Source organism: Rhodothermales bacterium, assembly GCA_017643395.1.
GTDB lineage: Bacteria > Bacteroidota > Rhodothermia > Rhodothermales > UBA10348 > JABDJZ01.
In genome coordinates this window covers 1,266,864-1,291,110 of the sequence record JAEPNP010000001.1, presented here as the reverse complement: position 1 = coordinate 1,291,110, position 24,247 = coordinate 1,266,864, and the positions used below count along the sequence as shown (strand labels likewise).

17 protein-coding genes are annotated in these 24,247 nt (G+C 62.1%); 9 read left to right on the top strand and 8 right to left on the bottom strand.

The features are described 5' to 3' along the window. Positions 1–2 precede the first annotated feature (2 nt). On the bottom strand, positions 3–584 hold the full coding sequence (locus JJ896_05180) for a DUF3109 family protein (protein ID MBO6779026.1): 582 nt from the start codon (positions 582–584) through the stop codon (positions 3–5). A 96-nt stretch (positions 585–680) separates the two neighbouring features. On the opposite strand from JJ896_05180, the gene ruvB reads away from it, so the two are divergent. The 5 genes from ruvB (at position 681) to JJ896_05155 (ending at position 6,234) form a co-directional block, all read left to right on the top strand. Beyond that, positions 681–1,718 (top strand): Holliday junction branch migration DNA helicase RuvB, encoded by a 1,038-nt coding sequence (ruvB, locus tag JJ896_05175; GenBank protein MBO6779025.1) that lies wholly within the window; start codon positions 681–683, stop codon positions 1,716–1,718. Between the two features lie 25 nt (positions 1,719–1,743). Further along, positions 1,744–2,094 (top strand): hypothetical protein, encoded by a 351-nt coding sequence (locus JJ896_05170; protein ID MBO6779024.1) that lies wholly within the window; start codon positions 1,744–1,746, stop codon positions 2,092–2,094. Positions 2,095–2,193: 99 nt separating this feature from the next. After that, on the top strand, positions 2,194–3,831 hold the full coding sequence (locus tag JJ896_05165; GenBank protein ID MBO6779023.1) for a peptidoglycan DD-metalloendopeptidase family protein: 1,638 nt from the start codon (positions 2,194–2,196) through the stop codon (positions 3,829–3,831). 71 nt (positions 3,832–3,902) lie between these two features. Further along, on the top strand, positions 3,903–4,739 hold the full coding sequence (locus JJ896_05160; protein ID MBO6779022.1) for a PD40 domain-containing protein: 837 nt from the start codon (positions 3,903–3,905) through the stop codon (positions 4,737–4,739). Positions 4,740–4,845: 106 nt separating this feature from the next. Beyond that, entirely contained in the window at positions 4,846–6,234 is a 1,389-nt protein-coding gene (locus JJ896_05155) for a serine hydrolase (protein ID MBO6779021.1), read from the top strand. Positions 6,235–6,386: 152 nt separating this feature from the next. Here JJ896_05155 and JJ896_05150 read toward each other — a convergent pair whose 3' ends face one another. The 6 genes from JJ896_05150 to JJ896_05125 all read right to left on the bottom strand — a co-directional run bounded on the left by JJ896_05150 (position 6,387) and on the right by JJ896_05125 (position 20,464). Continuing rightward, on the bottom strand, positions 6,387–11,174 hold the full coding sequence (locus tag JJ896_05150) for a tandem-95 repeat protein (GenBank protein MBO6779020.1): 4,788 nt from the start codon (positions 11,172–11,174) through the stop codon (positions 6,387–6,389). Between the two features lie 28 nt (positions 11,175–11,202). After that, on the bottom strand, positions 11,203–14,721 hold the full coding sequence (locus JJ896_05145) for a T9SS type A sorting domain-containing protein (GenBank protein MBO6779019.1): 3,519 nt from the start codon (positions 14,719–14,721) through the stop codon (positions 11,203–11,205). Positions 14,722–15,018: 297 nt separating this feature from the next. After that, positions 15,019–15,720, bottom strand: coding sequence for a response regulator (locus JJ896_05140; protein MBO6779018.1), 702 nt, complete (start codon positions 15,718–15,720; stop codon positions 15,019–15,021). Next, positions 15,717–18,629, bottom strand: coding sequence for an ATP-binding protein (locus tag JJ896_05135; protein MBO6779017.1), 2,913 nt, complete (start codon positions 18,627–18,629; stop codon positions 15,717–15,719). The genes JJ896_05140 and JJ896_05135 overlap by 4 nt, the downstream gene beginning before the upstream one ends. Before the next feature lie 83 nt (positions 18,630–18,712). Further along, positions 18,713–19,879, bottom strand: a complete 1,167-nt coding sequence (locus JJ896_05130; protein MBO6779016.1) for an alanine racemase — start codon at positions 19,877–19,879, stop codon at positions 18,713–18,715. Positions 19,880–19,981: 102 nt separating this feature from the next. Beyond that, positions 19,982–20,464 carry a hypothetical protein gene (locus JJ896_05125; GenBank protein MBO6779015.1) on the bottom strand — a complete coding sequence of 161 codons (483 nt, stop codon included), beginning with the start codon at positions 20,462–20,464 and terminating at the stop codon, positions 19,982–19,984. 129 nt (positions 20,465–20,593) lie between these two features. On the opposite strand from JJ896_05125, the gene JJ896_05120 reads away from it, so the two are divergent. Beyond that, positions 20,594–20,950: a hypothetical protein gene (locus tag JJ896_05120; protein MBO6779014.1), complete on the top strand. Its 357-nt coding sequence runs from the start codon at positions 20,594–20,596 to the stop codon at positions 20,948–20,950. A 7-nt stretch (positions 20,951–20,957) separates the two neighbouring features. Beyond that, positions 20,958–21,566 (top strand): hypothetical protein, encoded by a 609-nt coding sequence (locus JJ896_05115; GenBank protein ID MBO6779013.1) that lies wholly within the window; start codon positions 20,958–20,960, stop codon positions 21,564–21,566. A gap of 37 nt (positions 21,567–21,603) precedes the next feature. Here JJ896_05115 and JJ896_05110 read toward each other — a convergent pair whose 3' ends face one another. Beyond that, complete coding sequence (locus tag JJ896_05110; GenBank protein ID MBO6779012.1) at positions 21,604–22,290, bottom strand: hypothetical protein; 687 nt, start codon at positions 22,288–22,290, stop codon at positions 21,604–21,606. A gap of 188 nt (positions 22,291–22,478) precedes the next feature. Here JJ896_05110 and JJ896_05105 point away from each other — a divergent pair, with 188 nt between their 5' ends. Continuing rightward, the gene (locus JJ896_05105) at positions 22,479–23,090 is read left to right on the top strand and encodes a sigma-70 family RNA polymerase sigma factor (protein ID MBO6779011.1); all 612 of its coding nucleotides are present in this window, start codon (positions 22,479–22,481) and stop codon (positions 23,088–23,090) included. Further along, entirely contained in the window at positions 23,087–24,088 is a 1,002-nt protein-coding gene (locus JJ896_05100) for a serine/threonine protein kinase (GenBank protein MBO6779010.1), read from the top strand. Before JJ896_05105 ends, JJ896_05100 begins: the two co-directional genes overlap by 4 nt. Positions 24,089–24,247: the final 159 nt, after the last annotated feature.

Sequence of the window (24,247 nt, the reverse complement as noted above, 5' to 3'; positions counted from 1 at the left end):
CGCTACTGACCGTTAAGAATGCGGCTTCGTTCTTCGCAGGCGTCGATGAAGAGATCGTACCAATCCTCGCCATACCTGCGTACCAACGGATCCCTGAGGAAGTTCGGCAATCGAGTCCCGGTTCGTTTCCCGTGGGGCACGGCCGGCTTGCAGATGTCCACGCGCTCGTAGTTGAGCGCCTCGTAGTCACCGAGGTCTTCGATGCGGATGGGATACAGGTGGCAGGAGATGGGCTTGGCGAATTCCAGTCTGCCCTCCTGCTGGGCTTTCTGGATGGCGCACTTGGCCACCGGGCCGTCATACGTCACAAAGACGCACTCCGCATCGCCCACACACGTGGTGGCATAATAGCCGGGACTGGTTTCCTCCCACGGTCCTTTACGGGCGATGACCTCGCGGGCTTCGGGACGCAGGGTGTGTCCGACGACTTTGAGCGCGTGTTCAATCAGGGGCAGTTCGTCCTCTTCGAGGGGCGCGCCGCTGTCGCCATGCACGCAACACGCGCCGTGGCACGCACCCAGATTGCAGGCAAACGGCGCGTCTACCACGTCATCGGAAATCAGTATGTTGCCCACAGCAAACATGATGCCTCAACGTAGGCCGAGGGGCCGGGTTTGTCAACTCGGGTGCGATGAGGCGGGCGGTGCAAAAACCGGCTCCAGAGCCTCAATTTCGGCGATATGAACGAGCGTGCAGGCGCCATGGCAGGTAGCCCCATTCGAGGCGATGAGGACCTCGAAAAAGCCCTCCGGCCCAAGAGTCTGGATGAGTTCGTGGGGCAGGCGCAGATCAAGGAGAACCTGCGCGTCTTCATGAGAGCAGCGTTGGCGCGCGGCGAGGCACTGGACCATGTGCTGCTGTCCGGACCGCCCGGCTTGGGCAAGACTACGCTGGCCTACATCATCGCCGAGGAGATGGGGGTGCGCATCAAGACCACCTCCGGTCCGGTGCTCGACAAGCCCGCTTCGATCGCAGGCCTTCTGACCAACCTGCAGGAAGGCGAGGTCCTGTTTATCGATGAGATCCACCGCCTGGCGCCGGTCGTCGAGGAATACCTCTACGCGGCGATGGAGGACTACCACATCGACATCCTGATTGACCAGGGGCCGAACGCCCGGAGCGTGCAGATCGCACTGCCGCCTTTCACGCTGGTGGGTGCGACCACTCGAAAGGGGCTGCTCACCGCCCCCCTCCGAGCCCGGTTCGGCATCGACTTTCGGTACGACTACTACACACCGGACCTGCTGCAGCGCATTGTCGAGCGCTCTGCCGGCCTGCTGGGTGTCGGGATCTCCGAGGACGGTGCTTCCGAGATCGCACGGCGCAGTCGGGGCACGCCCCGCATCGCCAACCGACTTCTGCGCCGCGCCCGGGATTTCGCAGAGGTCAAGGGCGATGGGGTCATCACATCCGAGATCGCGGATCAGACGCTGACCGCGCTCAACGTGGACCCCAGCGGGCTCGACGAGATGGATGTGCGCATCCTGACCACACTGATCGAGAAGTTCGACGGCGGCCCGACGGGGCTGGGCAACCTTGCCGTGTCCGTGGGTGAGGACGCCGGCACGCTCGAGGAGGTATACGAGCCGTTTCTGATTCAGGAAGGGCTTATGGAGCGCACGCCGAGAGGGCGCGTGGCGACGTCCAGGGCCTACCGCCGGTTCGGCAAGTCGCCGGGGGGCACGCCGGGTGGTTTATTCGAGTCCCCCCGCAACTGAGTCCAACCCAAACCCCTGGATACCCATGGCACACTCAGTCTCGTGGAGCCTGCGCGGAAACGTCAGCGACCTCGATGCCTGGCGCGAACTCATGCATGAGATGGTCGCCTCCACCAAGAACGAAGCGGGCGCCCGCACCTACGAGTGGTACATCTCCGAGGACGGCGCCACCTGTCACATCCTCGAGAGCTACGCCGACTCCGAGGCGGTGATGGAGCACCTGGGCAACTTCGGCGCCAACTTCGCCGAGCGGTTCATGGGCCTGTTTCAGCCCACCGAATTCGTGATCTACGGGCCGGCCAGCGATCAGGTCAAGGAAGCCCTCGCGGGCTTTCAGCCTTCGTATCTGGGCACTTTGGGCGGATTTCGGCGCTGACCGTGTGGCACGCGGTTGGGCCGGCTGGAGCTGCGGCCTGCACGACTGGCGGGTTGCACCTCGTAGCCGCAGCACAATGGCCGTATTGTGGGGCTCCCCATGCGTCTCCTCCCCGTTCTTCTACTCGCTCTGCCGCTCGTCGGCTGTGCCCCTCCTCATCACCAGGGAGGCGGAGTCTCGGACTCCGAGGTGGCGATCGCCGAGTCGGGCACCGAGTCCATCGCCCGGATCCCTGAGCTGATCTGGCCGCTGGGCCGCGCCGAGTGGGATGGCATTTTTCTGCAACTCGGCCCGGACACAGACCCGGCCGCCGGCACCTGGCAGGACTGGGAATGCCACGCCCAGTTCACGTACGATGGGCATCGCGGCACGGACGTGATGGCGTACAACTTCCGCATCATGGACCAGGGCGTGCCCGTGCTCGCAGCGGCCGATGGGCTGGTCACGTGGACCCAGACCGGCAACTTCGATCGCAACTACTGGACACCGTACATCGGGCTGCCCAACGGCATCAACATCCGGCACAACGACGGATCCAACTCGCAGTACTTCCATCTGCGCACGCATTCGGTGTCCGTCGTACCGGGCGATCGGGTCGAGGCGGGGCAGGTAATCGGCTATGTGGGTTCTTCGGGCTCCAGTCCGAACCCGCATCTGCACTTCGAGCTGTGGGAGAACGGGATCTCCCGGGACCCAAACCAGGGATCATGCAACTCCCGGCTGTCACTTTGGAAGGAGCCCATCGTGCATCCGGCGACGCGCGAACTCAGCATCCTGGACTGGGACGTGTTTCTGGACACGGACCTGAGCGGTTCGGAGAACAACAACTACATCGGCGACAAACGGCTCAAGAATCGCCCCTTCCGACCGCTGGAGGTAGCCCGGTCGGAGCCTGAACTCGGCATTTGGGTGCAGCTACAGGGCATGATCGGCGCCACCTATCAGGTGCGCATTCTGGATCCGACCGGCGCGGAGTTTGACGTGCTGAACAAGGGTGTGATCTTCGCCCGCAGCGTGCAGTGGCATGCGCTTTATACAGGCTGGGAGGAGCGCGTGTCGGCCATGGAGTCTCCGGAAGGCGTCTGGACCGTCGAGCTCTTGCAGGATGGTGCGCCGGTTCGCAGCAAGACGTTCACGGTCGGTGACAACACCGTCTTTCCGCTCCGGTTTTTCCCGCTTGCCGGCCGTTCGATCAAGCTGGACGGCGGCGTGAAGCGGGATACACTTCGGGTTCGGCACTCGGTGGGGACCGTGGCCTACGAACTGGTGGACGCGCCGGCGGGCGTATCCCTGGTGGATAACCACGTGCTGATTGATCCTTCAGCCGCCTTCCCTACGCGCAACGCGGAATTCCAGGTCATTGCCTCCGACGAAGCGGGTCGGACGGACACCATGTACTACCACGTGGTGTCGCCGGGCAAGCCGTTGGGCGGCACCTCCGTGTCGCGCCAAGCCCCTGAGGTGCCTCCGGCGCGCCTGCAGCTGGAGACATTCCCGAATCCGTCTGCTGGTTGGCTTTCACTGGCCGCGGACCTGCCGTCTGCAGGCCCGGTCATGATCACCGTGTATGACCTCCTGGGGCGATCGCGCCTTCAGATTGACCTCGGCCAGCGTTCGGCCGGGACGCACTCCGGGCGGCTGGATCTGCGCGGCCTTTCGGCGGGCGTATACCAGGTCAGCCTCGAGGCTGGAGGCGTGGCAGAGAGCAGGAGCGTGGTGCTTCGACCAGGCTTTTAATTGATTAAAAGCAACCCGAACGGGCGGGCTCCCGTAGGCGCCTGGGTCCTGTGCATTTTTTCGCTCCCGCCGTGGCCCGACTTCTCCCTGTCCTCGCCGTAGCCCTGCTTGCCCTGCCTGCGCGCGCCCAAACGCCAACTGTTCTCGGGGAGGGCATCATCAGCACCGACCAGATTGAGTACGGCCCGGCGTTTTCGCCGGACGGCAATACGCTCTACTTCACGCGTCGCGCGTCCTTCAGCGACGCGCCGCAGATCCTCGTTTCGCGAAGGACTGACCAGTCCTGGACCGAACCGGAAGCGGTCTCCTTTGGGCACCCCGCGGGCGATGAACTCCCGTCGCTATCGCCGGATGGGATGAGGCTGTACTTCTCCTCGGCGCGACCAGCCCCCGGCCGGGAGGACAACGGCCGCAACGACATGTGGATGGTGAGCTGGCAGGACGGCGGGTGGTCCGAGGCCGAGCATCTGGGCGGCAGCCTGAGCACGGACGACATCGACAGTCATCCGGTCGAAACGGACGATGGGCTCTACTTCCATTCCAGGCGGGGTGGCGCCGTAGACGCGTATTTCGCGGCCGGCGAAGTGGGAGCCTGGTCAGACCCCGAAGTGCTTCCATTCAATTCCGACGCCACCGACGGCGAGGTAGCTCTCCTCCCGGATGGCACCGGCGCGGTGTTCTATTCAGAGCGACCGGGTGGAGCTGGGCGTGGTGACCTGTATTTCGTCGCACGAACGGATAGCGGCTGGGGCGACCCGGTGAACCTCGGCGACACCATCAACACGGACGCCTGGGAGTGGAGTCCGGGATTCACCGCGCTGGGGAAATCGCTGGTGTTCGGAAGGCTGAACGGAGCCGGAGACGACTCGGACTTGCTGGTGGTGGAGTTCCAGGCGCCGGGACGATAGACCGTCCGCCCGGGGCGGGACTGAGGGCTTCCAGGGGCACTCCTGAGTCTCCGCATCCCGACCCGGCGAGTCCTTTATTGGGGACGGGTAACCGAATCGCCATCCGTTGAAGAGAAAAACGACCACAATGCTTGCTGCCGTGATCCTCTTGTGGGGATCGCTGGCCTGCCTTGCAAGAGGCCAGCTGGCAAGCGATCCGGTCATATCGGCGTCGCTCTATGAGCTCGTGGAGGCGCAGTACCAGGTCCAGCCTCAGACAGGTCTCGTGGTTGCCGTCGCATTCCCCGACGGCTCCGTGTGGTCGTCCGGCCACGGTTGGAGCAACCCTGCGACGGAGGCGCCCATGCGCCCCGACCACCGCATGGGGTTCGCCAGTATCACCAAAACGTTTGTTGCGGCAGTCGTGCTGCAATTGGTGGACGAGGGCGTACTCTCGCTGGATGATGCCCTCGGCCGGTTCGCCGGGCCTTACACCCATGTGAATGCCGGAATCACCATCCGACAACTGCTCGGACACACCTCGGGTGTGTACAACTACACAAATCATCCGTCACGGGTGCCGCGCCTCAGGGAGGACCTCAGCCGGGTCTGGACACCTGATGAGGTACTGCGCGAATTCCTCGCTCCCCCGCTCTATTTCGCCGGGACCGGGGCGTCGTATTCCAACTCCAACTTCCTGCTGCTCCACGTCCTCCTGGAAGCGGCGACCGGCGTACCGCTGGGCGATGAGATCCGGTCGAGGCTCCTTCGCCCGCTTGCGCTCGAAACAACCACCTTCGGAGGTGATGAACCGCCAAACGGCGAGGTGCCTTACACGTGGTCGGATCAGAACGGAGACGGCACCCTCGACGACTTTCGCGAGCTCTACCTGGCGGTATCGCACAACAGCGCCAGGGCCGCGCCAGGCTCCATGTTCTCAACAGCCGGGGATATAGCGCGATGGGCCCAGTACCTGTTTGCAGAGTCGTCTTTTTCGGCATCCACCCGTTCTGACCTGCTTGACTGGCATCCTCTGTCGGGGGTCGGCGAGGTCTGGACCGCCTACGGTCAGGGCGTGCAGCAATACCTGATCGCGGATACGGAGATGTGGGGACACTCCGGCTGGATCACCGGGTCTTCGTCCCTCATGGTGTACTCCCCCGAGTTCGGGTTCAGCATCGCTCTGGTAGACAATGACAATCGATCGAACCACGTCGCCACCGCCGCGATCGTTGTGGCGTACCTCCGTGATCTCGACCTGACCAGCACCGGAACGAAGCAGGTGCCGTCTGCTTCGGGCACACTGCGTGTGCATCCAAACCCCGTTTCCAAGGGGACTGCGCTACACATAGACGGGGCGGAGCAGGTAGCGATCTATGATCTGCTGGGGCGACAGCTCCTCACCCGAACTGTCCGAGACGGACCGGTGCCCGTTTCCGGGCTCACTTCGGGGGTTTATCTCATTCGGGGGGTATCAGGCACCCAGTGGGAGACGAAAGTGCTCATCATACGATGACAAACAGGTCGCCACCCCCTAGCCGGGAGTGGCGACCTGAACACCGCGATTTGTGCCCTTTACGAAAGAATCTATTGCGGCGAGGGGACATCTGATTTGTCATCCGATCATAGGCTGATCCGGACGGTTGGGGCATGACATGTTTCCGCCAATTACTTGATCAGAATCATGGTTTTCACTTGTGTGAACGACCCCGATGTCAGCCGATAGAGGTAGACTCCGCTCGGAAGCGTGCCCGCATCAAACGTCTGGACGTGTTTGCCCGGAGACTGCACCTCGTCTGCGAGGACAGCTACTCGTTTTCCGCGCACGTCGAAGACCTCCAGTAGGAGATGCCCGGCCTCAGGCACATCGTAGCGAATCGTAGTAGTCGGATTGAACGGGTTCGGGAAATTGGTGTGGAGCGCAAACTCCTCGGGAACGTCGTCAGAACCGGTACTGGTCAGCAGGCCTCGGGACAGTTGCAACGGAAGCAATTCCGAGTCAGATCTCGCCTCAGCGTCCGCGGCTGTCACGCCGGCCCAAACCTCGGCCACCTCGCCTGGGGTAGACGCTGCCATTGTAGCCAGCGCCCCCAACGTCACATGGAATGTCCCGCCCAAGGACTGTCCAGTCAGTTGAGGTTCCACCCTGCTGGAGTCGGGGTACACGCTCCACGTGTATTCGATAGGATCACCTTCTGGATCGACTGCTTCCCGAAACGAAAAGACCACTTCCTTGTCAGGATCCTGGCCCGGTGGATCGACCCCACCAACTTGAATCGTTTCCCGGACGCCTGGTGCCACAAATACGGGACTACCCTCGGGGAATCTTGGAGCATCGTTTACAGGAGTAATCTCGATCCGTATGTGGCCGTCGGTGTGCAAACTGTCATCGGCCACGCTGTACTGGAAAACGTCCTCTCCGAATACGTCTGGAGCCGGCGTGTAGACTACGAGCCCTCCTTCCATCAACTCAGCGGTGCCGAGGGTGGGCTGTTGTACAGCCACAATGCGGAGCGTGTCTCCGTTCGGGTCGGTGTCGTTTGCCAGCGGGCTAATGGTAATAGGCGTGTCCTCAGGGGTCGATGCCAAGTCGTCTGTGGCCACCGGAGCGGCCGCCCCCCTGACGATGTACACGGTTCCCACACTCTCGGCGCCGGGCGCATCCCTTACCACGTAGGTCAGAGAGTCGCGACCCGGAAACCCTGCTCCGGGTACATACAGGATCGACTCCTGAACGAGCGTGGCCGTGCCGAACGCCGCAGAGCCGACATCGACCAGCGACAGCATGTCTCTCTCGATATCGGTGTCGTTCGCAAGGGGAAACACCTGAACCTCTGCCGCATCAGGGCCAATCACCACGTGGTCTTCGGTTGCAGTCGGCGGGTCATTTACCGAAGCGACGGTGACCACAACTACGCCGGCACTGGATGCCTTGCCGTCGGTGACGGTGTAGCCAAACCGATCCTCGCCAGAAAAATTGGCGGCAGGGGTGAAGATGACGCCACCTGACGAGGTGCGGGCCACCAGGCCATGCTGGGCTGCAGAGATTAGCTCCAGGGTCAGGCTGGCGCTTGAATCGTCCACATCTGTGTCGTTGCTCAGCAGCGTCGTGATTGACAAGGGGATGTCCTCGTCGGTCAGAAAGTGATCCGTTTGGGCGATGGGCGGATCATTGACCGGAGTGATCGTAATCCTGATCTGCGCCGAAACTGACCCACCCTTGCCGTCTGCTACCACGTAGGAGAACGTGTCTTGGCCGAAGAAGTCGGCATCAGGCGTATAGGTCAGCGTGTGTCCGGATCGGTCTATACTTCCGTTGGCAGGGGCTGTGTAACTCCGGATTGTCAACTCGTCCATATCCGGGTCGGAATCATTGGCCAGTGGCGTGATCTGAACCGGGACATCTTCCATCGTCGCGACCAGATCCTCAGCAGCGATTGGAAGCGAATTCGCCGTCTTGGCCGGCGCGCCGGGATCCACAATAACCCCGTTTACGGTCAGGTCGTCGTCTCCGCGGCGGCCATCCCGAAAGTGGAGCGTGATTGTATTCCCGGACACCACCGCGCCCGTTTCGCCGTCGTACGCGAAATTGTACCAATGTGGGGTCGTGTTCTCCGGGGTAGGCCCAAATTTGTAGTAGGCATCAAATTCCCCGGACTCCATGTGGAGCGTGACTGTCTGCGTCTCGTTTCCAGTTCCCCCTCGCAGCTCGTAGGCCAGAAAGCCGGCCGGGAACTGGGCATCTGCAGGCGGAGGCTCACTTGCCGGGTTGTCCGCCGTAGAAGTAACGGCGAGCAATTCAGAGCCGGGCTCGGCGGCCACTGTCACGTAGTCGCCACTCGTCGCGCTTGGAAGGCTCGCGACGTGCGCCTGCTCCGCGTCCGGCACCCCGTCTCCGTTACCGTCACCTCCGTTGGGAGCGTCTGCCTCTGTCTCGACCGTCACGCCGTCGTCATCGCCGGGAATCGGCTTCACGTCAACGAAGATGCTGGCGGACGCCGTTCGTCCGGTGGCATCGGTGGCCTCATACGAGAAACTTGCCGTGCCTGCAAAGCCGGAAGGCGCCGTATACCCTACTGTGCTACCGTCCAGAACCACGGCCGTCCCGTGGTCCGGAGCTCCCACAGCCGAAACGCGAATGGCATCACCGTCGGGGTCCATGTCGTTTTCCAGCGGAAGAAAGCGGGCCACAAGTCCTTCAAACGCAGATCGCTGGTCGTCACGAGCCCGAGGCTCGTCCGGGATCGCCTGCACGGTCACGGTAACCTGCGCTGTCGCTTCCAGGCCATCAGGATCCGATATGGTATAGGCAAACAGGTCGGTCCCGTTGAAGTCTGGGTCGGGCTGGTAAACAATGGTCCCATCCGAACCGGCGCTCGCCTGCCCATGTACACCAGGAGAGACCGAAGTAATGGAAACCTGATCTCCGTCCGCATCGGTGTCATTGCTTAGCACGTCGATGGACACCTGCCCATCTTCGTCAATCTCCGCGGTGTCATCAGCCGCCACAGGTGCCACATTGATGTCTCTCACCTCCACCAGGACCACGCCTTGGGACACCAGGATTCCGTCGGTCACCCGGTACTCGAACCGGTCAGAGCCGGCAAAGCCGCGGGGCGGCGTGTACGTTACCGTCTGGTCTGCGTTGACGAAGACCGTTCCGTGGTCGGCAGGGTCCACCCCAGCCAGACTCAACGATGCACTATCGACGTCGGTGTCGTTGGCGAGCGGGTCAACAGAAGCAGGCGCTCCCTGATCGGTCTGCAGTTGATCCAGGACGGCCACGGGGGGATCGTTGACGGCACGGACCGTCACCGCCACCTGGCTGGTAGAGCGGGCACCCCGCTCATCGACCGCCTCATACGAGAAGGCATCTTGTCCCCAGAAATCCGCCTGGGGCCTATAGGTTACTGTTCCGTCGCCGTTGTCGATCGCGGTTCCGTTGACCGGTTGGCCGAGAGATCCGAGCGTCAGCGCCTCTCCGTCCAAATCCGAGTCGTTCGCAAGTGGGGCAACCCGAGCACTTGAGTCTTCGTCCAGGGTCACGGTATCCGCTTGCACAGTTGGGGGGTTGTTGTTCAGCACCGTAACGAAAACGGTGGCTTCACTGGTCGCGCTCCCATCGGTGACGGTGTAGCGAAAGCTGTCGGGGCTGCCGTCCTGATTGTGGTATCCGGCCTGCGGAGTGTAAATCAGGCGGTCGTCAGCCGCGTCCTCGGGTGTACCGCCGTCGTCGAGGGTTGTCGAGCCGTGCGACGGCTGTTGGAAAGAATCAATGCTCAGTTGATCACCCTCCACATCAGAATCGTTGGCCAGGACATCGATCGACAGGGAATTGTCCAGGGTGGTCTGGACCTCATCGTCCGTGGCAGAGGGAGGATCGTTGACCGCGTTGACGGTGATGACTACGACTCCCGTGTCCTGCCCGCCATTGCCGTCATCCACTACGTAGGTGAACGAATCACTCCCGTGAAAATCGGGGTCAGGCCGATACACGAGATCTGCGGCACCTCGCTTTGAAGCTGCGAGCCCGGGATCCTCGATGGAGCCGCTGGCAGGTGTTGTAAATGAAACCAGCGAGAGCGCGTCTGCCTCAACGTCCACGTCGTTCGAGAGCAAGTCCAACTCCAGCACCCCGTCCTCGTCCACGGTACCGCTGTCGTCCAAGGCTTCGGGGGGATCATTGACCGGGACAACTGTGATGGCCACCGAAGCGGTGGCAAGTTGTCCGTTGAAGACCGTGTACTCGAAGCTGTCGGGCCCGAAGTAATTCTCATCAGGCGCGTAGTCCACCGTTCCATCCCCGTTGTCAGCCAGGGTGCCATGGGCGGGCGTCGTTAAAGAAAACAGTTCGAGCCCATCTCCCGAGGGATCCGTGTCATTCGCGAGGAGATCTATCGTGATGGCTCCGTCCTCGTCCAACGTAGCGGAGTCGTCCAACGCGGATGGCGGCAAGGGGAGTCCGACGACGATTTCGAACGCCTTTGGAGCAGCAATCCCTGGCACGGTGGCCGGAGCAATGCTGGAGGTGCCCGTCATGTCCAGGGAGAATCCCCCGCCTCCGGGCTCCTGAAGGATAAATGACCGTCGCGCGGCGCGGAGTGCGTCGGCATCCCAAGAAACCGAGAGCGAGGTCAGGTCCTCCGCGTCGAACAGGACGCGGAAGGTTGCCGTGGCCCCTGCATCCGGTCTGGATCGCATGTCTACAAAATACTGCTCGCCGTTCCAGTCCAGTCGCACATCGAAGCCGCTCGGCGCCGGTGGCGGGGCCAGTTGGTCAAGACCAATGTCCAGGCCGTCGGAGGCAAGGTCGTCAAAGCCAATTACCAACGCCTGCGTCCGCGAGCCATCGCCGAAGAGGATGGGATACTGTTCCGATTGACGGGCCTCGGCCACACCTGCCAGGCCCAGGATCGACAAAAAAATTGCGAACGCGCGAGTATTGCTGCGTGCCATGATCGATCAGGTTGGGTTCCTGGAAGGACTATTTTGCGAGGATCACTCGCCGGACCAGCGCCCGATCGGAGACCTGAAGTCGCACGACGTATACCCCACTCGACCAGCTGCTGCCGTCAAGTCTGATCTCGTGGCGGCCTGCCGCTAGAGGCTCTCCGTTGACCAACGTGGTGACGAGGCGGCCCAGGACGTCAAAAACCTGAAGGGTAACGTGCTCTTCCGTCGGCAACTGGAATGCGACGGTCGCCTCCGGATTGAACGGGTTCGGGTAGGCAGGCTCGAGGATGTACTCGGTCGGCACCTCCTCTCCCAGGCGTATCATTGCGAGGCCCGGATCAGTGATACGGACCGGGGCTCCCGGCTCCAGGGAGAGTCGGACGAGCTCCCGGCCCGAAGCATCCAGGCCTACAGCCGTAACCGCTCGATCAGAGCGAATTTCCAGCGGCATTTCTGCATCCTGCAAGAGAATCGTTCCGGCTGCCTCGCTGACGTACCGGCCGTCCTCGAACTCTGCCGCGAAGGCCTGTCCGGCGGCGGGTGGCGGCGTTGAATAGGCGCGCCGGTCCAGCCCAGCCGGCAGGGTGCCTCCCCAGTACAGGCGCTGGATGCCTCCGCGGTCGTCTCGAAGATTGACGATGGAGAACCCCTCAAGCGGACCGGCTGCCGGGTCTACTGCGCCGGACTTGGCCGATGTGGCACAGTCAAAGGAAATGGTGCCGTCTGCAGCAGCACGGATCCAATACCCAACGCCCGGCTCGAAGCGAGATGCAGGCTGATACCCGGCACTGTAGTCAAACAGAGTCCCGGTAATCAGTATCGAGCTGGGATCCTGGACGAAACCGATACCGACGGAGCAGGCGGGGCCACCCACCATGTTCCAGCCCTCCAGCAGTGGCAGGTCGAACTGCTGACATGGCGGTCCCTGAAGGTTGGTCACACCCCCCGTGGTCATCCTGAGCCAGTACCCTTCTCCACAGGAAAATTGATCGGTTGCGGGCCGCGCGTAGAGGCCATCAAAGGCGTACCACGAACCGGGTATGGCCCCGGGGAATAGCTGCTCCGCAGTCTCCGTTCTTTCGAGAGGCAGGCTGACCATGTTCCAGGTCGACTGAAGGTTGAGAGCCACCTGCGCGACCGCTGAGAACTGGATGCGCACGGCGCCCAAATCATCGATGTCCAGGTAGACAGGGTCGCTCCGCATATCAATGTCTAGGCCACTGCCGCCTGGGTCGGTCAGGCGCCAATCGCCGCCCGGGGGAAGTGTGGTGGGGTCCCAGACGACCGCAACATCGCCTTGGCCATCAAAAGCCAGGTCCCAGGCAGCCGCGTTCCCGGCATTCGAGATCACGTCAATGATGTAGTCCTCGCCGTCCCGCTGAAAACGAGCATCGCGGGCTCCAGGGGGCGGTGGTGGCGGTGCGAAGGTGTCCAAGGGGGGGTCAAATCCATCTGTCGCTCCCATCGCCCGGCCCAATCTCACATCGGTGCAGCCAGTCGGATCACACACCGACACGAGAACCAACTCGGGCGCCTGAACGGCCGACAGATTGCGCAACCACTGCACTTCGTCACCAAACTGCAGCGCGAACACCAAGTCAGGCGCGCCGTCCCCATCCATATCGCCTGCCGAGAAGTCAAAGCCTTGCCCGCTCAACCCCTGGACGACCTGACTAGAAGTGGGAAACTGACCCTGTCCGTCGTTCTCAAAATGAGTCACATCGCCAGTGCATGCGTTGCCCAAAATCAGATCGTCTCGATTGAGTCCCCTGAAATCTTCAAGCAGGAGACCGTCGTGACAGTTCTGCACAATGGCAGGGCCCGGCGTAAAGGCCGCGCCGTCATTCACCCATGGAATGATGGCGCCGCTGGAGCAATCGTTGAGCACGAAGTCGACCAAGCCGTCTCCGTTTAGATTCCCGACTTCGAGGAACTGGACACACAGTCCGCTGACAATGGAAACAGCTGGCCCGAAATCCTGTCCAGTCAGGTTCGGAAGCCACACCGTCTCCCTGTTCTGTACGTCCTGAGCCAGAAGGTCCAGAAGCCCGTCGCCATCGACATCGCCCGGCCGAAATGCGTCGATGTACCCGGACACACCCGGCGACAGGGTGGGAGTACCGAAACTGCCGTCCGGGTCCTGGAGCATGGTCGCGGCGTGGCTGGTCCCGGTGGTGCTATTCCAAACATTAGCCACCAGGTCCGTCAGACCGTCCCCGTTCACATCAGCCGCGACACCGTTTTGCATCGTTTCCGGGAACGCGAAGTCGGCGAGACCTTCGCGAATGGAGAAGTAGCCAGATCCGTCGAAGTTTTCGTAGCGAAACACGGACCCCGTCTGATTGAATTGAAAGCCCAGGAGGTCCGGAACGTTGTCTCGGCTGAAGTCGCCCGAACCGAGCTCGGCGACGTTGACTCCTCGGTCCAATAGCCGCGGGGTGCGTCCGTCCAACACATCCAGATACCACAGTTCACTGCCGGCACCCCGTAGGGCCAGCTCATCTGCCCCATCCTGGTCGAAATCGGCTGTGACCAGATTGGCAGGCTGCCCAATTTGGGACTCCGTCAAGGGAAAGAGGAAAAAGTCCGTCCCCTCACCCAGGTTGGCATGCACCTCGACCCGTGAGTTCCCACGGGAGTAGACCACCAAGTCCGCAAAGGGGTCGCCAAACAGGCTTCCGGTCTCAAAGTCCGCGTTGGTTGGGTTGGAAAGCACCGACATGAACGGCGCAAACGCACCGCTTCCGTCGTTTGCGAACCAGCCGATCCCCGACCACTTGGCCACGATATCGAGGTCGCCGTCTCCGTCCATGTCGGCCAACTGTTCGTCGTTGCCCGATCCGATAGAGACAGGCGCCCCCAGATTTCCGGTGCCATCTCCAGGGGCCCAAGCTATCTGGCTCCCGGACAGGTTGCGGGCGACCAGATCGTCACTGCCATCACCGTTAAGGTCTCCAATGGCAAATCGATCAAGCCAGCCGGTACCGGCGACTAACGTCGACTCTACAAGGGTGCCGACGCCGTCCACATTCGTGAGGAGTACCAACCTCGACTCCGAAGGATAGGCGAACGCAACATCCATGTCCGCGTCGCCATCCAGGTTGACCCCCCGAATCGCCTGAACGTCCGACGTTGTCGCGAAGAGAATCACGGCCGGGTCGAACATCGCCGGGCCAGTTGAGAAGAAAGCCCTCAGGGTCGCCGTACACGGGTCATGCACGACCACGTCGGGAAACCCATCCCCCGAGATCTCGACCAGGCCGAACTGCCCGAAACAGAAGTCTATCTGCAGTGGCGAAGTCGCAACATCAAAGACTCCCCCAAGATTCTCCTGGTACAGATAGCCCGTGAACAGGTCCAGATCTCCGTCGCCATCGAGGTCATGCAAGGCGCCTGCGTTGTCGCTCAGTTGCTCAAAGTCCTGGGCCCCGTCTGCAAACCAGCCCGTTATTCCGGTGCCAGAGACCGCCCAGACATCGAGAAGGCCGTTGCTGTCGATGTTTCCGACTCCAACCTCGCCGAGTATGGGAACGGCGGAGATTTGAGTCACGAGGCGCTGTGGGGTGTCGGAAAACACTTGGCCCAAGGCCAAACCTGGAGCCACTAGCAAGCAAGCCGCGGCGAGGAGCTTCTTCATCTGCAGAGGGGAGCGAATGGAGGGGTAGCATTCTTCCCAAGAAGCTTGCGTATGAACCCCTGACGGGGAAACGACGGCTTTATGTCATTCCGCGCAGGCATCCGTTCGCAGCCTGGACGGTCGTATTCAGCCTATTCCTCTCCTTGCGAGGACCTCTCGACCGATACGGGTCTCATCGACACTGACGGATTCTCGTCAGTGCTCCAACCCTCAAACAATTCCCGACCGCATCGCCTTGACCACGGCCTGCAGGCCGCTGCTGACATGCAGCTTGCGATAAATCGACCGTAGATGGTTCTCGACGGTGTGCCCCGACAGATAGAGCCGCTCGGCGATCTGCGCGTGGGGCAGGCCCTCGGCCATCAGCGTCAATACTTCCAGTTCGCGGTCGGTCAGACCGAAATCGCTCCGCGAGTCCTGACTGGAAAAAAAGCCGAGCACTTTGGTCGCCACGGGGGCGGACATCAGGGTGCCGCCGGCCGCGGCCGCACGGATCGCCGCCACCAACTTGTCTATCGGCGTGTCTTTCAGGATGTATCCGGATGCCCCCGCCCGAAGGGCGGAGTAGATCACATCCGCCGAGTCCTGGATGGTCAACATCACCACCGGGGTCTGGGGAGCGTGAGCCTTGACCCAGCGCGCACCCTCGAGGCCGGTCTGACCAGGCAGACCGACGTCCATGAGAATGACGTCCGGGGTCTTTCGACCCTCGCTCCAGCCCGTGACCATCTGCTCCACCGAATGAAAGGTCGCCTCACAAGAGATACCGGTGGTATTCCCCAGGATATAGAGTGCCGTATCCCGGTACTCGCGATCGTCCTCCACCAACCAGACGCGGATATTCCTGTCATCCGATGACATGGGGGAGTTTAGTCCATTCCCATCGCCCTCCACATGGTCAGAACTTGTCATTTGGACAAGGGCGCGGTGAACGTCACTACCGTTCCCTGTCCTGGCCCGCTGGTGACAACCGCCGACCCACCCACCGCGGCGGCGCGTCGCTGCATGCTGTCGAGGCCCATGCTTCCGTCTCGTCGTGGAGCAGCCGGGTCGAATCCGCGTCCATCGTCCTCGACACGTACCTCCAGGGTTCTGCCTTGCTGATGGACCGAAATGCTGAATCTGGAGGCCTGGGCGTGCTTCGCCGCGTTGTGTACGGCTTCCTTGAAGGCCAGAAACACATGGCGCCTGAAGGATGCGCCGAGCTTGTACTCCGGCTGTTCTGCGCTCGCTTCGACGTTCCACGAACCGGGCGGCAGGACCTTGTCCACGTGTTGTCGGATCCGATCAGTCAGATCCGCCAGCCGGTCGCGTTCCGGGCTTATCAACCAGAGCGTATCTCTGAACTGGCCGGAAATCGATCGCGCTGTTTCTGACAGGGCCGACAACTCGTCGGAAATCGCTTCGCCTGCACCTCGTTGTGCCAGGAGTTCCAGCCGCAACATCAGCGCGCCCAGACGGGAGCCGAGGTCATCGTGCAGATCATGGGCGATGGACACTCGCTGAGCCTCCACAATTCGGGCCCGACGAAGGACATCGCGCTGACGGAACCAGAACGAACCAAGAGTCACCAGAATGAGCGCAACTCCGAGCCGACCCCACCAACTTTCCAGAATGCGCGGCTCAATGGCGACACGGAGCATGGCAGGACTCGCCGAGCGCACCCCGTCGTTGTTCGTCCCGTGGACCTCGATCTCCGTGACTCCGTGGCGGAGGCCGATGAGCGTGAGCTCTCGCTGCCCCTGAAGAGCCGGGGCCAACTGGTTCTGGTTCAGCCGGTACCAGAACCGGTTCTTTTCGGGCGATGCCATACTCGAGGAGGCGAACCTCACCGTAAGATTGTGCACCCCGGGAGGCAGATTCAGCTCATCACCGGTGTACGGGGCGGGAATGCCGTCCACGTCGACCTGTCGGATTTGAATCCGGGGAGGTTGCTCGTTCCGGGAGATCCGGCCTGGAATCACCGACACCAACCCCCGGAGCGAACCGAAGTGCAACCTTCCATCCGTCGATTTCGCGCAGGAGTTGCCGCCCCGGTTGAACTCCCGACTTTGCAGGCCGTCGGCTTCGGTGTAGGTGGTGACGCCCTCCGCCCGAGCCCTCGCGAAGGGGTCATCGGGCGGACCCAGCGCAAATCTCGAGAGACCGGCATCCGTGCTTAGCCACACCCAGCCCTCAGTCTCCAGGGCGCACCAGACGCCCTCACTGGGCAGTCCCTGTTCGGCAGTCAGACTGTGTTTCCCGCCGGATCCCAGATGCAGCAGACCAGAACCGTTGGTACCGAGCCATACCCCACCAAGGGAACTGGGCTGAATGCTGACCACCCATTCATCGATGCTGCGGATCGGCATCATGCCCGCGCTCGTTCCGCCAAACAGTCCGGATTCGGTCCCGACGAGTACGGAATCCCCCAACTGCTCCAGCGCCCAGATCTGCGAAACCCCAGGGACCAGGGTGTCCCCCCGGTAGAGCTCTCGACCACCCTGCCAAACGGTCCCCGTCTCGTCCACCAGCGCACGTCGAACCGGAGGAGTCAGTCGTCGCAGTGGGGTTCTGGATGGCCACTCTACGGTATCGGTGGATCCCAGCACCAGAATCTCCTCTGGCCCGGTTTCGACCAGCCCGAAGACCATCGTGATATTCGCAAGGGCGACACGTTGCGACTGGTTCCCGCTCAGGAGGTAGATACCATCCTCCCACGTCCCGACAAGGAGCACCCCCGGGCGCACTTCAGCGACCGCCTTGACGAGGGGCTCCCGGGAATCCTCCACCAGGGCCGGCAGCTCGAACGGCGAATGCCGAAGGGCAAACAGTCCCGCATCACTGCCAACCCAGACCGTGCCTTCCCTGTCCTCGGCCACTGAATTGACTGTGCCCACCCGTACGCCGAGATCGACGGTCCGTAGTCTTCCGTCCTCGACAAACCCGATCCCGGAACCCCCATCCGGAAAATCGAATCGCACCCACGGCCGGTTCTCGCGGTCCGTCGCGAGGATCCTGTAGAGTGACCCGGGCGGGAACGCCGACAGCACGGTATCTGCGCCCGTTTCGTGTGCGTAAAGCAGAGAGCGGCCGTCCGACACGTGAATGCCCTCGGATGCGAGGGACCACGTGCTCAACTCGGATTCACTCCTCAGAATGCGATGGAACCTTCGACCATCCCATCGGCCAAGCCAACCGTCAGCCTGATACCAAACCTCACCTTCGGCTGTGACTATTCCGAGGGCATCATCCGGGGCCTCGTCCGGGGAAAGCGCCTTCACCAGGACGGTCTGCTGGTCCGTTAGTTGAAAGAGACCGGCGGAAGATATCGCCATGAGCGAGTCACCCCGCACATAGACCCCGGCCGCTCCGGCAGCACGCAGGGCGTCGGCATCAGACCGGCCGCGCAATACCACCTCGGAGTGCGACAGAGGCCAGTCACCGCATGAGGAAATGGCGGCGATTCCCGACGTCGGGCTAAACCCCTGAGAATCAGGGTCGTACTGTAGTGCGTGTCCAGTTCTGCGCTCAAACGCCCAGAGCGTGTCCTCACAATCGGCCCACAGATACTCCACGTAGTTGGAGCTCCATCCGGGCAATTCATTGCCTGAGAACGTCCTGAATTCGACGCCGTCGAAGCGGACCAGCCCGCTGCCGGTGGCCAACCAGAGATATCCGTCCGAGGAGCTGCGAATCCACTCCACATGGCTCACCGGCAGTCCTTCATTGGAGGTCCAGTGCCGGATGTGGTAGCCCTCCAGGATCTGCGACGAAGCCTGACCGCACACCTCCCGGAACGGAAGGCACGCACACAGAAAGATCAGTAGCCGACGAAGCATCCCGGATGACGGTCGAGGTGCCCAAAGCTACACTTTTTACGGAGTGTGCCCGGGGCTAGCCACCTGCCCGGAGTGCGATGCCTCTAGCTGACTCGACCTCGCGAGTCCACGACCCAGGTCTCCAGCACGTGATCCCCGTCGACAAGAACCACCTCATCGAGCATGTTTGCGACCACGCAGGAGTGAGCCGGCACGACGCGCACCTGATCCCCCACCTCCAGCGTCGCGCCGCCGGATACCGACACCCAACCATGCTCTTCAGACAAGCCATGCAGCCGTGCGTGCGGAAGGGGCTCCATGACCCGGGGGTTGTAGAGTAACGTGCCGTGCAGGCCTGTGGAAGGAACCCGGTCCGAGGTGATCACCTTCTTGCCGGCATCGAGGAAAACCCGTTCGGAGCCGTCGTCGTTGCGATGCTTGGAGATCACGGTGGTATGCACCGTAAGTGCGCACTGGGCCCACTCTGCGACCCCCAGGGCCACCTGAATCGCGTCATGAAACACGTAGTTACCCGGGCGGATCTCTGTTACCCTGAAGCCGTCTCGCTCGGCATTCTCGAAGTACCGCATGGACGGCGTCGATCCGACAGAGATCTCGAACGATGCGGGGTCTGCCAGCCCCGCATGGCCGAGTGCGGAAGCGAAGGCGAGCATGTGATCGCGTTCTTCCCTTGAAACGCGCCGTAGGGCTTGCTCGGCCGTTTCATCACCATCGGGCCCGTTGTACGAATGGCCCGCGTGGGTCAGGATGCCGATCACCTTGACGCCAGGCATGGACGCAATCTCCCTGGCCACATCGACCGAATCCGGGTCGTCCCATCGCAGGCCGCATCGCCCGTAACCCACGTCCACTTCCAGCAGCACCTCCGCCGGTCGGTCCAGGGCGCCAAACCAGTTCGAAGCCAGGCGAGCGCCTCGAAGCGTGTCCACACAGAAGGTGATGCGCGCCTGATTCATCAGGCGCTGGACCCTGCCGAGTTTGTCCTCGCCGATGATGGGGTAGGCCAGACGAATGTCGGTGAACCCATGCTCGACCAGCGTCTCGGCTTCCCCCACCTTTGCTACAGTCAGTCCGCGTGCGCCGGCCTCCCGTTGCAGGCGGGCTATGCGAACCGATTTGTGGGTTTTGGTGTGCGGCCGGAGGGCCACCTCCTGCGCATCGGCCATGGTTTGCATGGCTGCGATGTTGGCCTCAAGTCGGGCCTTCTCGATCAGGACGGAGGGGGTGGGGAGCTCGTCAATCCACGTCATGCAGCGAAGATACTTCTTGCGCGACCCTACGGCCCTGAAACCAGACGACCCGGCACGCCTGGGGCATGCCGGGTTGGGAGGAAGCTCTGGATCTTGGGAGGCTCAGTTGGACGACCGGGCCGGTCCCAGGCCGATTATGCCGGCCTCGACCAGGGCGGCAGCAACCGTGTGACGGACGGGTGTGGAGCGTTCGAATGGCAGGGAGCGCTCCAGATAGTCGAGTGCCCAGGCATCCTCCGTAGCTGCGAGGGCGACCACCGCCATGCGACGCCGGTTGTCGTTCTCGTCATTGCGATAGGTCCGGGCCAGCGAAATGATGGCGCGACGGTCAAAGCTGATGTGGGTGGCGTACTGGATGACACCGCGCATGGCGGCTTCCCGAACACCGGCGTTTTGAGCAGTCAGGGCGCGAGAAATCCGCTTTCCGAATGCGTCCCACTGGGACGAGCTCATTTGGGCGATCTTGGCGGGCGGGATCGTGAAGGTCGCGGTTTCGTCGGGCAGATGCGGTTGGGCGCTGGTGGCCGGCGCAATCGCTGTCGCAATCACCAACGTCGCGATGAGGTTGTAATGGGTGCGTTTCATGGTAGCCTCTTGAGGTGGGGTTGTAAGGAATGCGTGGGTGATTCACCCTTTACCACGCATTCCTTGTCGCCATCGGGTCATTCCGGTTTCGTGCTGACGTAGTTTGAAGTCTGCCGAAGACCCATCGCCATGAAGAAGACCCCCGTTTCTGATGCCAAGAAGGCGCTTTATGACGCGCTTCTGGCCACTCACCCCGACGCGGAGCGAAAGGGAAAGAACCTGCTCTACACCTCGGTCAATGGGCACATGTTTACGATGTTTTCCACCGAGGCACGGTTTGGAATCAGACTGTCCAGGGAAGACCAGACCCGCTTCCGAGAGCAGTACGAAAGCGGTCCTTTCACGTCCTACGGTTCGACCATGAAGGACTATGTGGTGGTGCCGGAAGATCTATTGGAGCGCACGGAAGAGCTGGCGCCGTGGCTCGCGGCGAGTTATGAGTTTGTGACCAGTCTGCCGCCGAAGCCTACCAAGAAGAAGAAATAGATCGCGAATGACACGCTGCCTGCTGCTCTTGGTGCTTGTTGCTGCCTGCGCGCAACCCGAACCCTCTGTTGACTCGCCCCCTGACGAGGGCGCTACTCCGGCCATTCCTGCCTACAGCCCGCGCCTGCTAATGCCGGACGGTGGGTTGATTGCGGGGGACCCGGTCTCCCAGGTCGGCGCCTGCTGGGTCAGCCCGACATGGTCCGTGCGCGAGGGCGATGGTGTCCTGCTGATCGGCACGGCGGACCAGTGTCCCCCTAACAGAGCCGGCGCCAGGTGGGTCAGGCAGATGGCCGAGGACGAGTTCTTTGTCGGCGTGCACGGCAATGTGCTGGTGGTGGACCGGGGCACGGCTCCAGATGGACGGGAAATGGTCGTGCACCGCCTCCCGTCCGGGGAGGTGCTGTACGACGGGCCGTACCAGCATGAAGAACTTGCCGTCTCCGGCCGGATTCTGATCTTCTACCAGCCCATCGACCCACCGGCCGATGCGGTCTGCGCGGAGGACTTTGAGGCCCAGGGTCTGGGCGTGGGTTATGAGCAGGTGGCGGGGCTCCTGTTGGACTCGGGAGAGGTGTCCCCGATGCGGGGGATTACCTGCAGCCCGCGGCAGTAGGGGCGGTTACAGGGTCCGTTGGGCTGCGCTGTCGGGTCTACCTGCGATTCAAAGTTCTGCGCGTGGAATATTTGACGCCTTGAACCGTCGTGAGTGAACTGACTCCGAGTCCGTGTAGCAGAACGACCTCTCCCCCGAAGCTTGGAGCCAGGTTGTTGCCGTTGCCATCGGGCTTGCCCTCTGCCACCGCCGCTGAGTCAACGGATGGCGGAATTCTGAAGTGAAACAGCGTGGCGCCGAAATCCCGGCCGACAAAACCCAGGGCGTATCGCCCAGAATCCGGCTCAACGAAGTACCAGTCCAGTCGAATTTCGTTCGACTCGTCATACGTGCCTTCGAACGGCCCGGACGTCATTGACCCGGAAAAGGTACCCCTTCTGAGCTCGACAAGGTCGAACGACTTGGCCACGACGAGGCTGTCCCCTACTGGCAAAGCGTTCCAGCTCTCCGTCCCGACCTGCCAAGTGGCGAGCCCCTGGCCTCGTACCACTCGCTGCAAACCAGAGTCCTGGTAGACCTCGTCAAACGTCCAGACCGTGTCGGCACGAATCGGCCACCAAGACATGTGCTCGTCGAGGATGCACGATTCGAGATTAATCAGGCTGCATCCATTGCGCTGAGGAGGGTGCTCAGCAACCTGTTCGTCACTCGTGATCAACGCCGGATCGCATGTCGCCGCGAGGGAGACCAGGAGAATCGACATCGTCCGAACTGCGTCGTGCATGGCTGCTGGCTGGATACCTCAATTGTACACGGATTGGAGGCTATAGACCCACTCACTCGGGTTCCAGGCTGACGAATTCGTCAGCCTGAATGGCTCGTTGGCTGTGTTCGCCGGAGACCCTGGATCCCGCCCGACTTGCGTCCTGCCTCGCCGGTACTGTTCCTTTCGGGAAGCCCTCCCCCCCACCCGTGGGCACCGAAAACGATCAGTTAATTGCCGACCTGCTCGAGGCGACCCGTCAGGGAGACCGCTCTCGCATTGACGAGCTGTACCGGCTCGTGTATGACGAACTGCATCGCCAGGCAGGCTTCCAGCGGAAGAAATGGCAGGGTGACCTGACCCTGAATACAACGGCGCTGGTACACGAGGCGTATCTGAAGTTGGCCGGTCGACAAGAGGCCTCGTGGGAGTCCAGAGCCCACTTTATGGCCGTCGCCGCCAAAGCCATGCGACACATATTGACGGACCATGCCAGGAGGCGCAGAGCCGAAAAACGCGGTGGCGACGTGCCTCGCTTGTCGCTGGAGGAATTGGTTGCGCGCGGAGGCGTCTCGGTTCCGATGGAGGAAAAGGCCCAGGGGCTTCTGGACCTGCACGAAGCCCTGGAGTGCCTTGCCCGGGAAGATCCGCGTGCCGCACTCATCGTGGAGTGTCGGTTCTTCGGTGAGATGACGATCCCCGACATCGCCACAGCAACCGGACTCTCCGAGAGCACCGTCAAGCGCGATTGGACCCTGGCTCAGGCCTGGCTGCGAAGGGAGCTCTCAGAGGGCGACCCGCACCGCGACCATCCGCGGTGAGACCCTCGTTGCTCAAACAGCTCTTCGGGGACGCCCTCTCTCTGCCGGCATCAGGTCGCGCCGCATTTCTTGACGAGGCCTGCCGGGGAGATCAGGCACTCCGCGACGAACTCGCGTCATTGCTGCGCTATCACGAGCAGGGTCCGGACTTTCTGGATCAGGTCCACGGCGCTCTGGACAGCGTCTCCCTCATCAACGACTCTCTACTGCAGAAACGCTACGAGGGATACGAAACCGAGTCGATCATTGCAGAAGGTGGGATGGGCGTCGTTCTCCGGGCGCGTTCAGGAACGGGCGATGCGGTCGCGATCAAGGTGCAACCGCCACATCTGGCCGGTGACGCGAACACCCGGGCTCGCTTTGAGCGAGAGGCCGGCGTCACCTCTCGCCTCCAACACCCCGCACTCTGCAAGGTGCTCGAAACAGGCCTGACAGAGGATGGGTCTCTGTTTGTGGTTATGCCGCTTTACGGCGGAGAAACCCTGCGGGAGCGGTTGCGTCGGGGCCCACTTCCCCTCGCAGAGGCCATCGAAGTTCTGATGGTTTGCGCGGAGGGCCTGCTTGCTGCGCATCAGGTTGGCATCGTGCACAGAGATGTCAAGCCTGGGAATATCATGCTCACTCCGACGGGGCCGATCATTCTGGATTTCGGGTTGGCGAGACTCATGGATGCGAGCAGGCTCACCGCCACGGGCACAGTCCTGGGCACCGCGGCCTACATGAGTCCGGAGCAACTCCGGGCTCAGTCGGTGGATTGGCGGACCGACATATGGTCTCTCGGTGTCGTTGCGTTCGAGATGTTGGCAGGAACGAGGCCGTTTGGTGAGGTCGCGGCGCACGAAGTGGCCAGGGCCATCCTTGAGGAGAATCCCGATTCGTTGCCTGCGAGCGTGCCCCGCGAGCTCCAATCGGCCGTCAGCCGCATGCTCGTAAAGGAGAAAGAGAAGCGACTAGCCGGGCTGGAATTGCTTCCGAGCCTGCTCGGGCAGGGATCATAAAACACAGGTCCGACGCCGATGGCGCCGGACCTGCAGGAAGGTCAGCCCGAATGGGGCTACAGGCTGATGCGTCTTCCTAGTCGGAACTCGGGGAGGACCTGGAAACGAGTCCGGGCCCCTCACCCCTATCACGACATTCCCAAGACGATCAGGTCACGC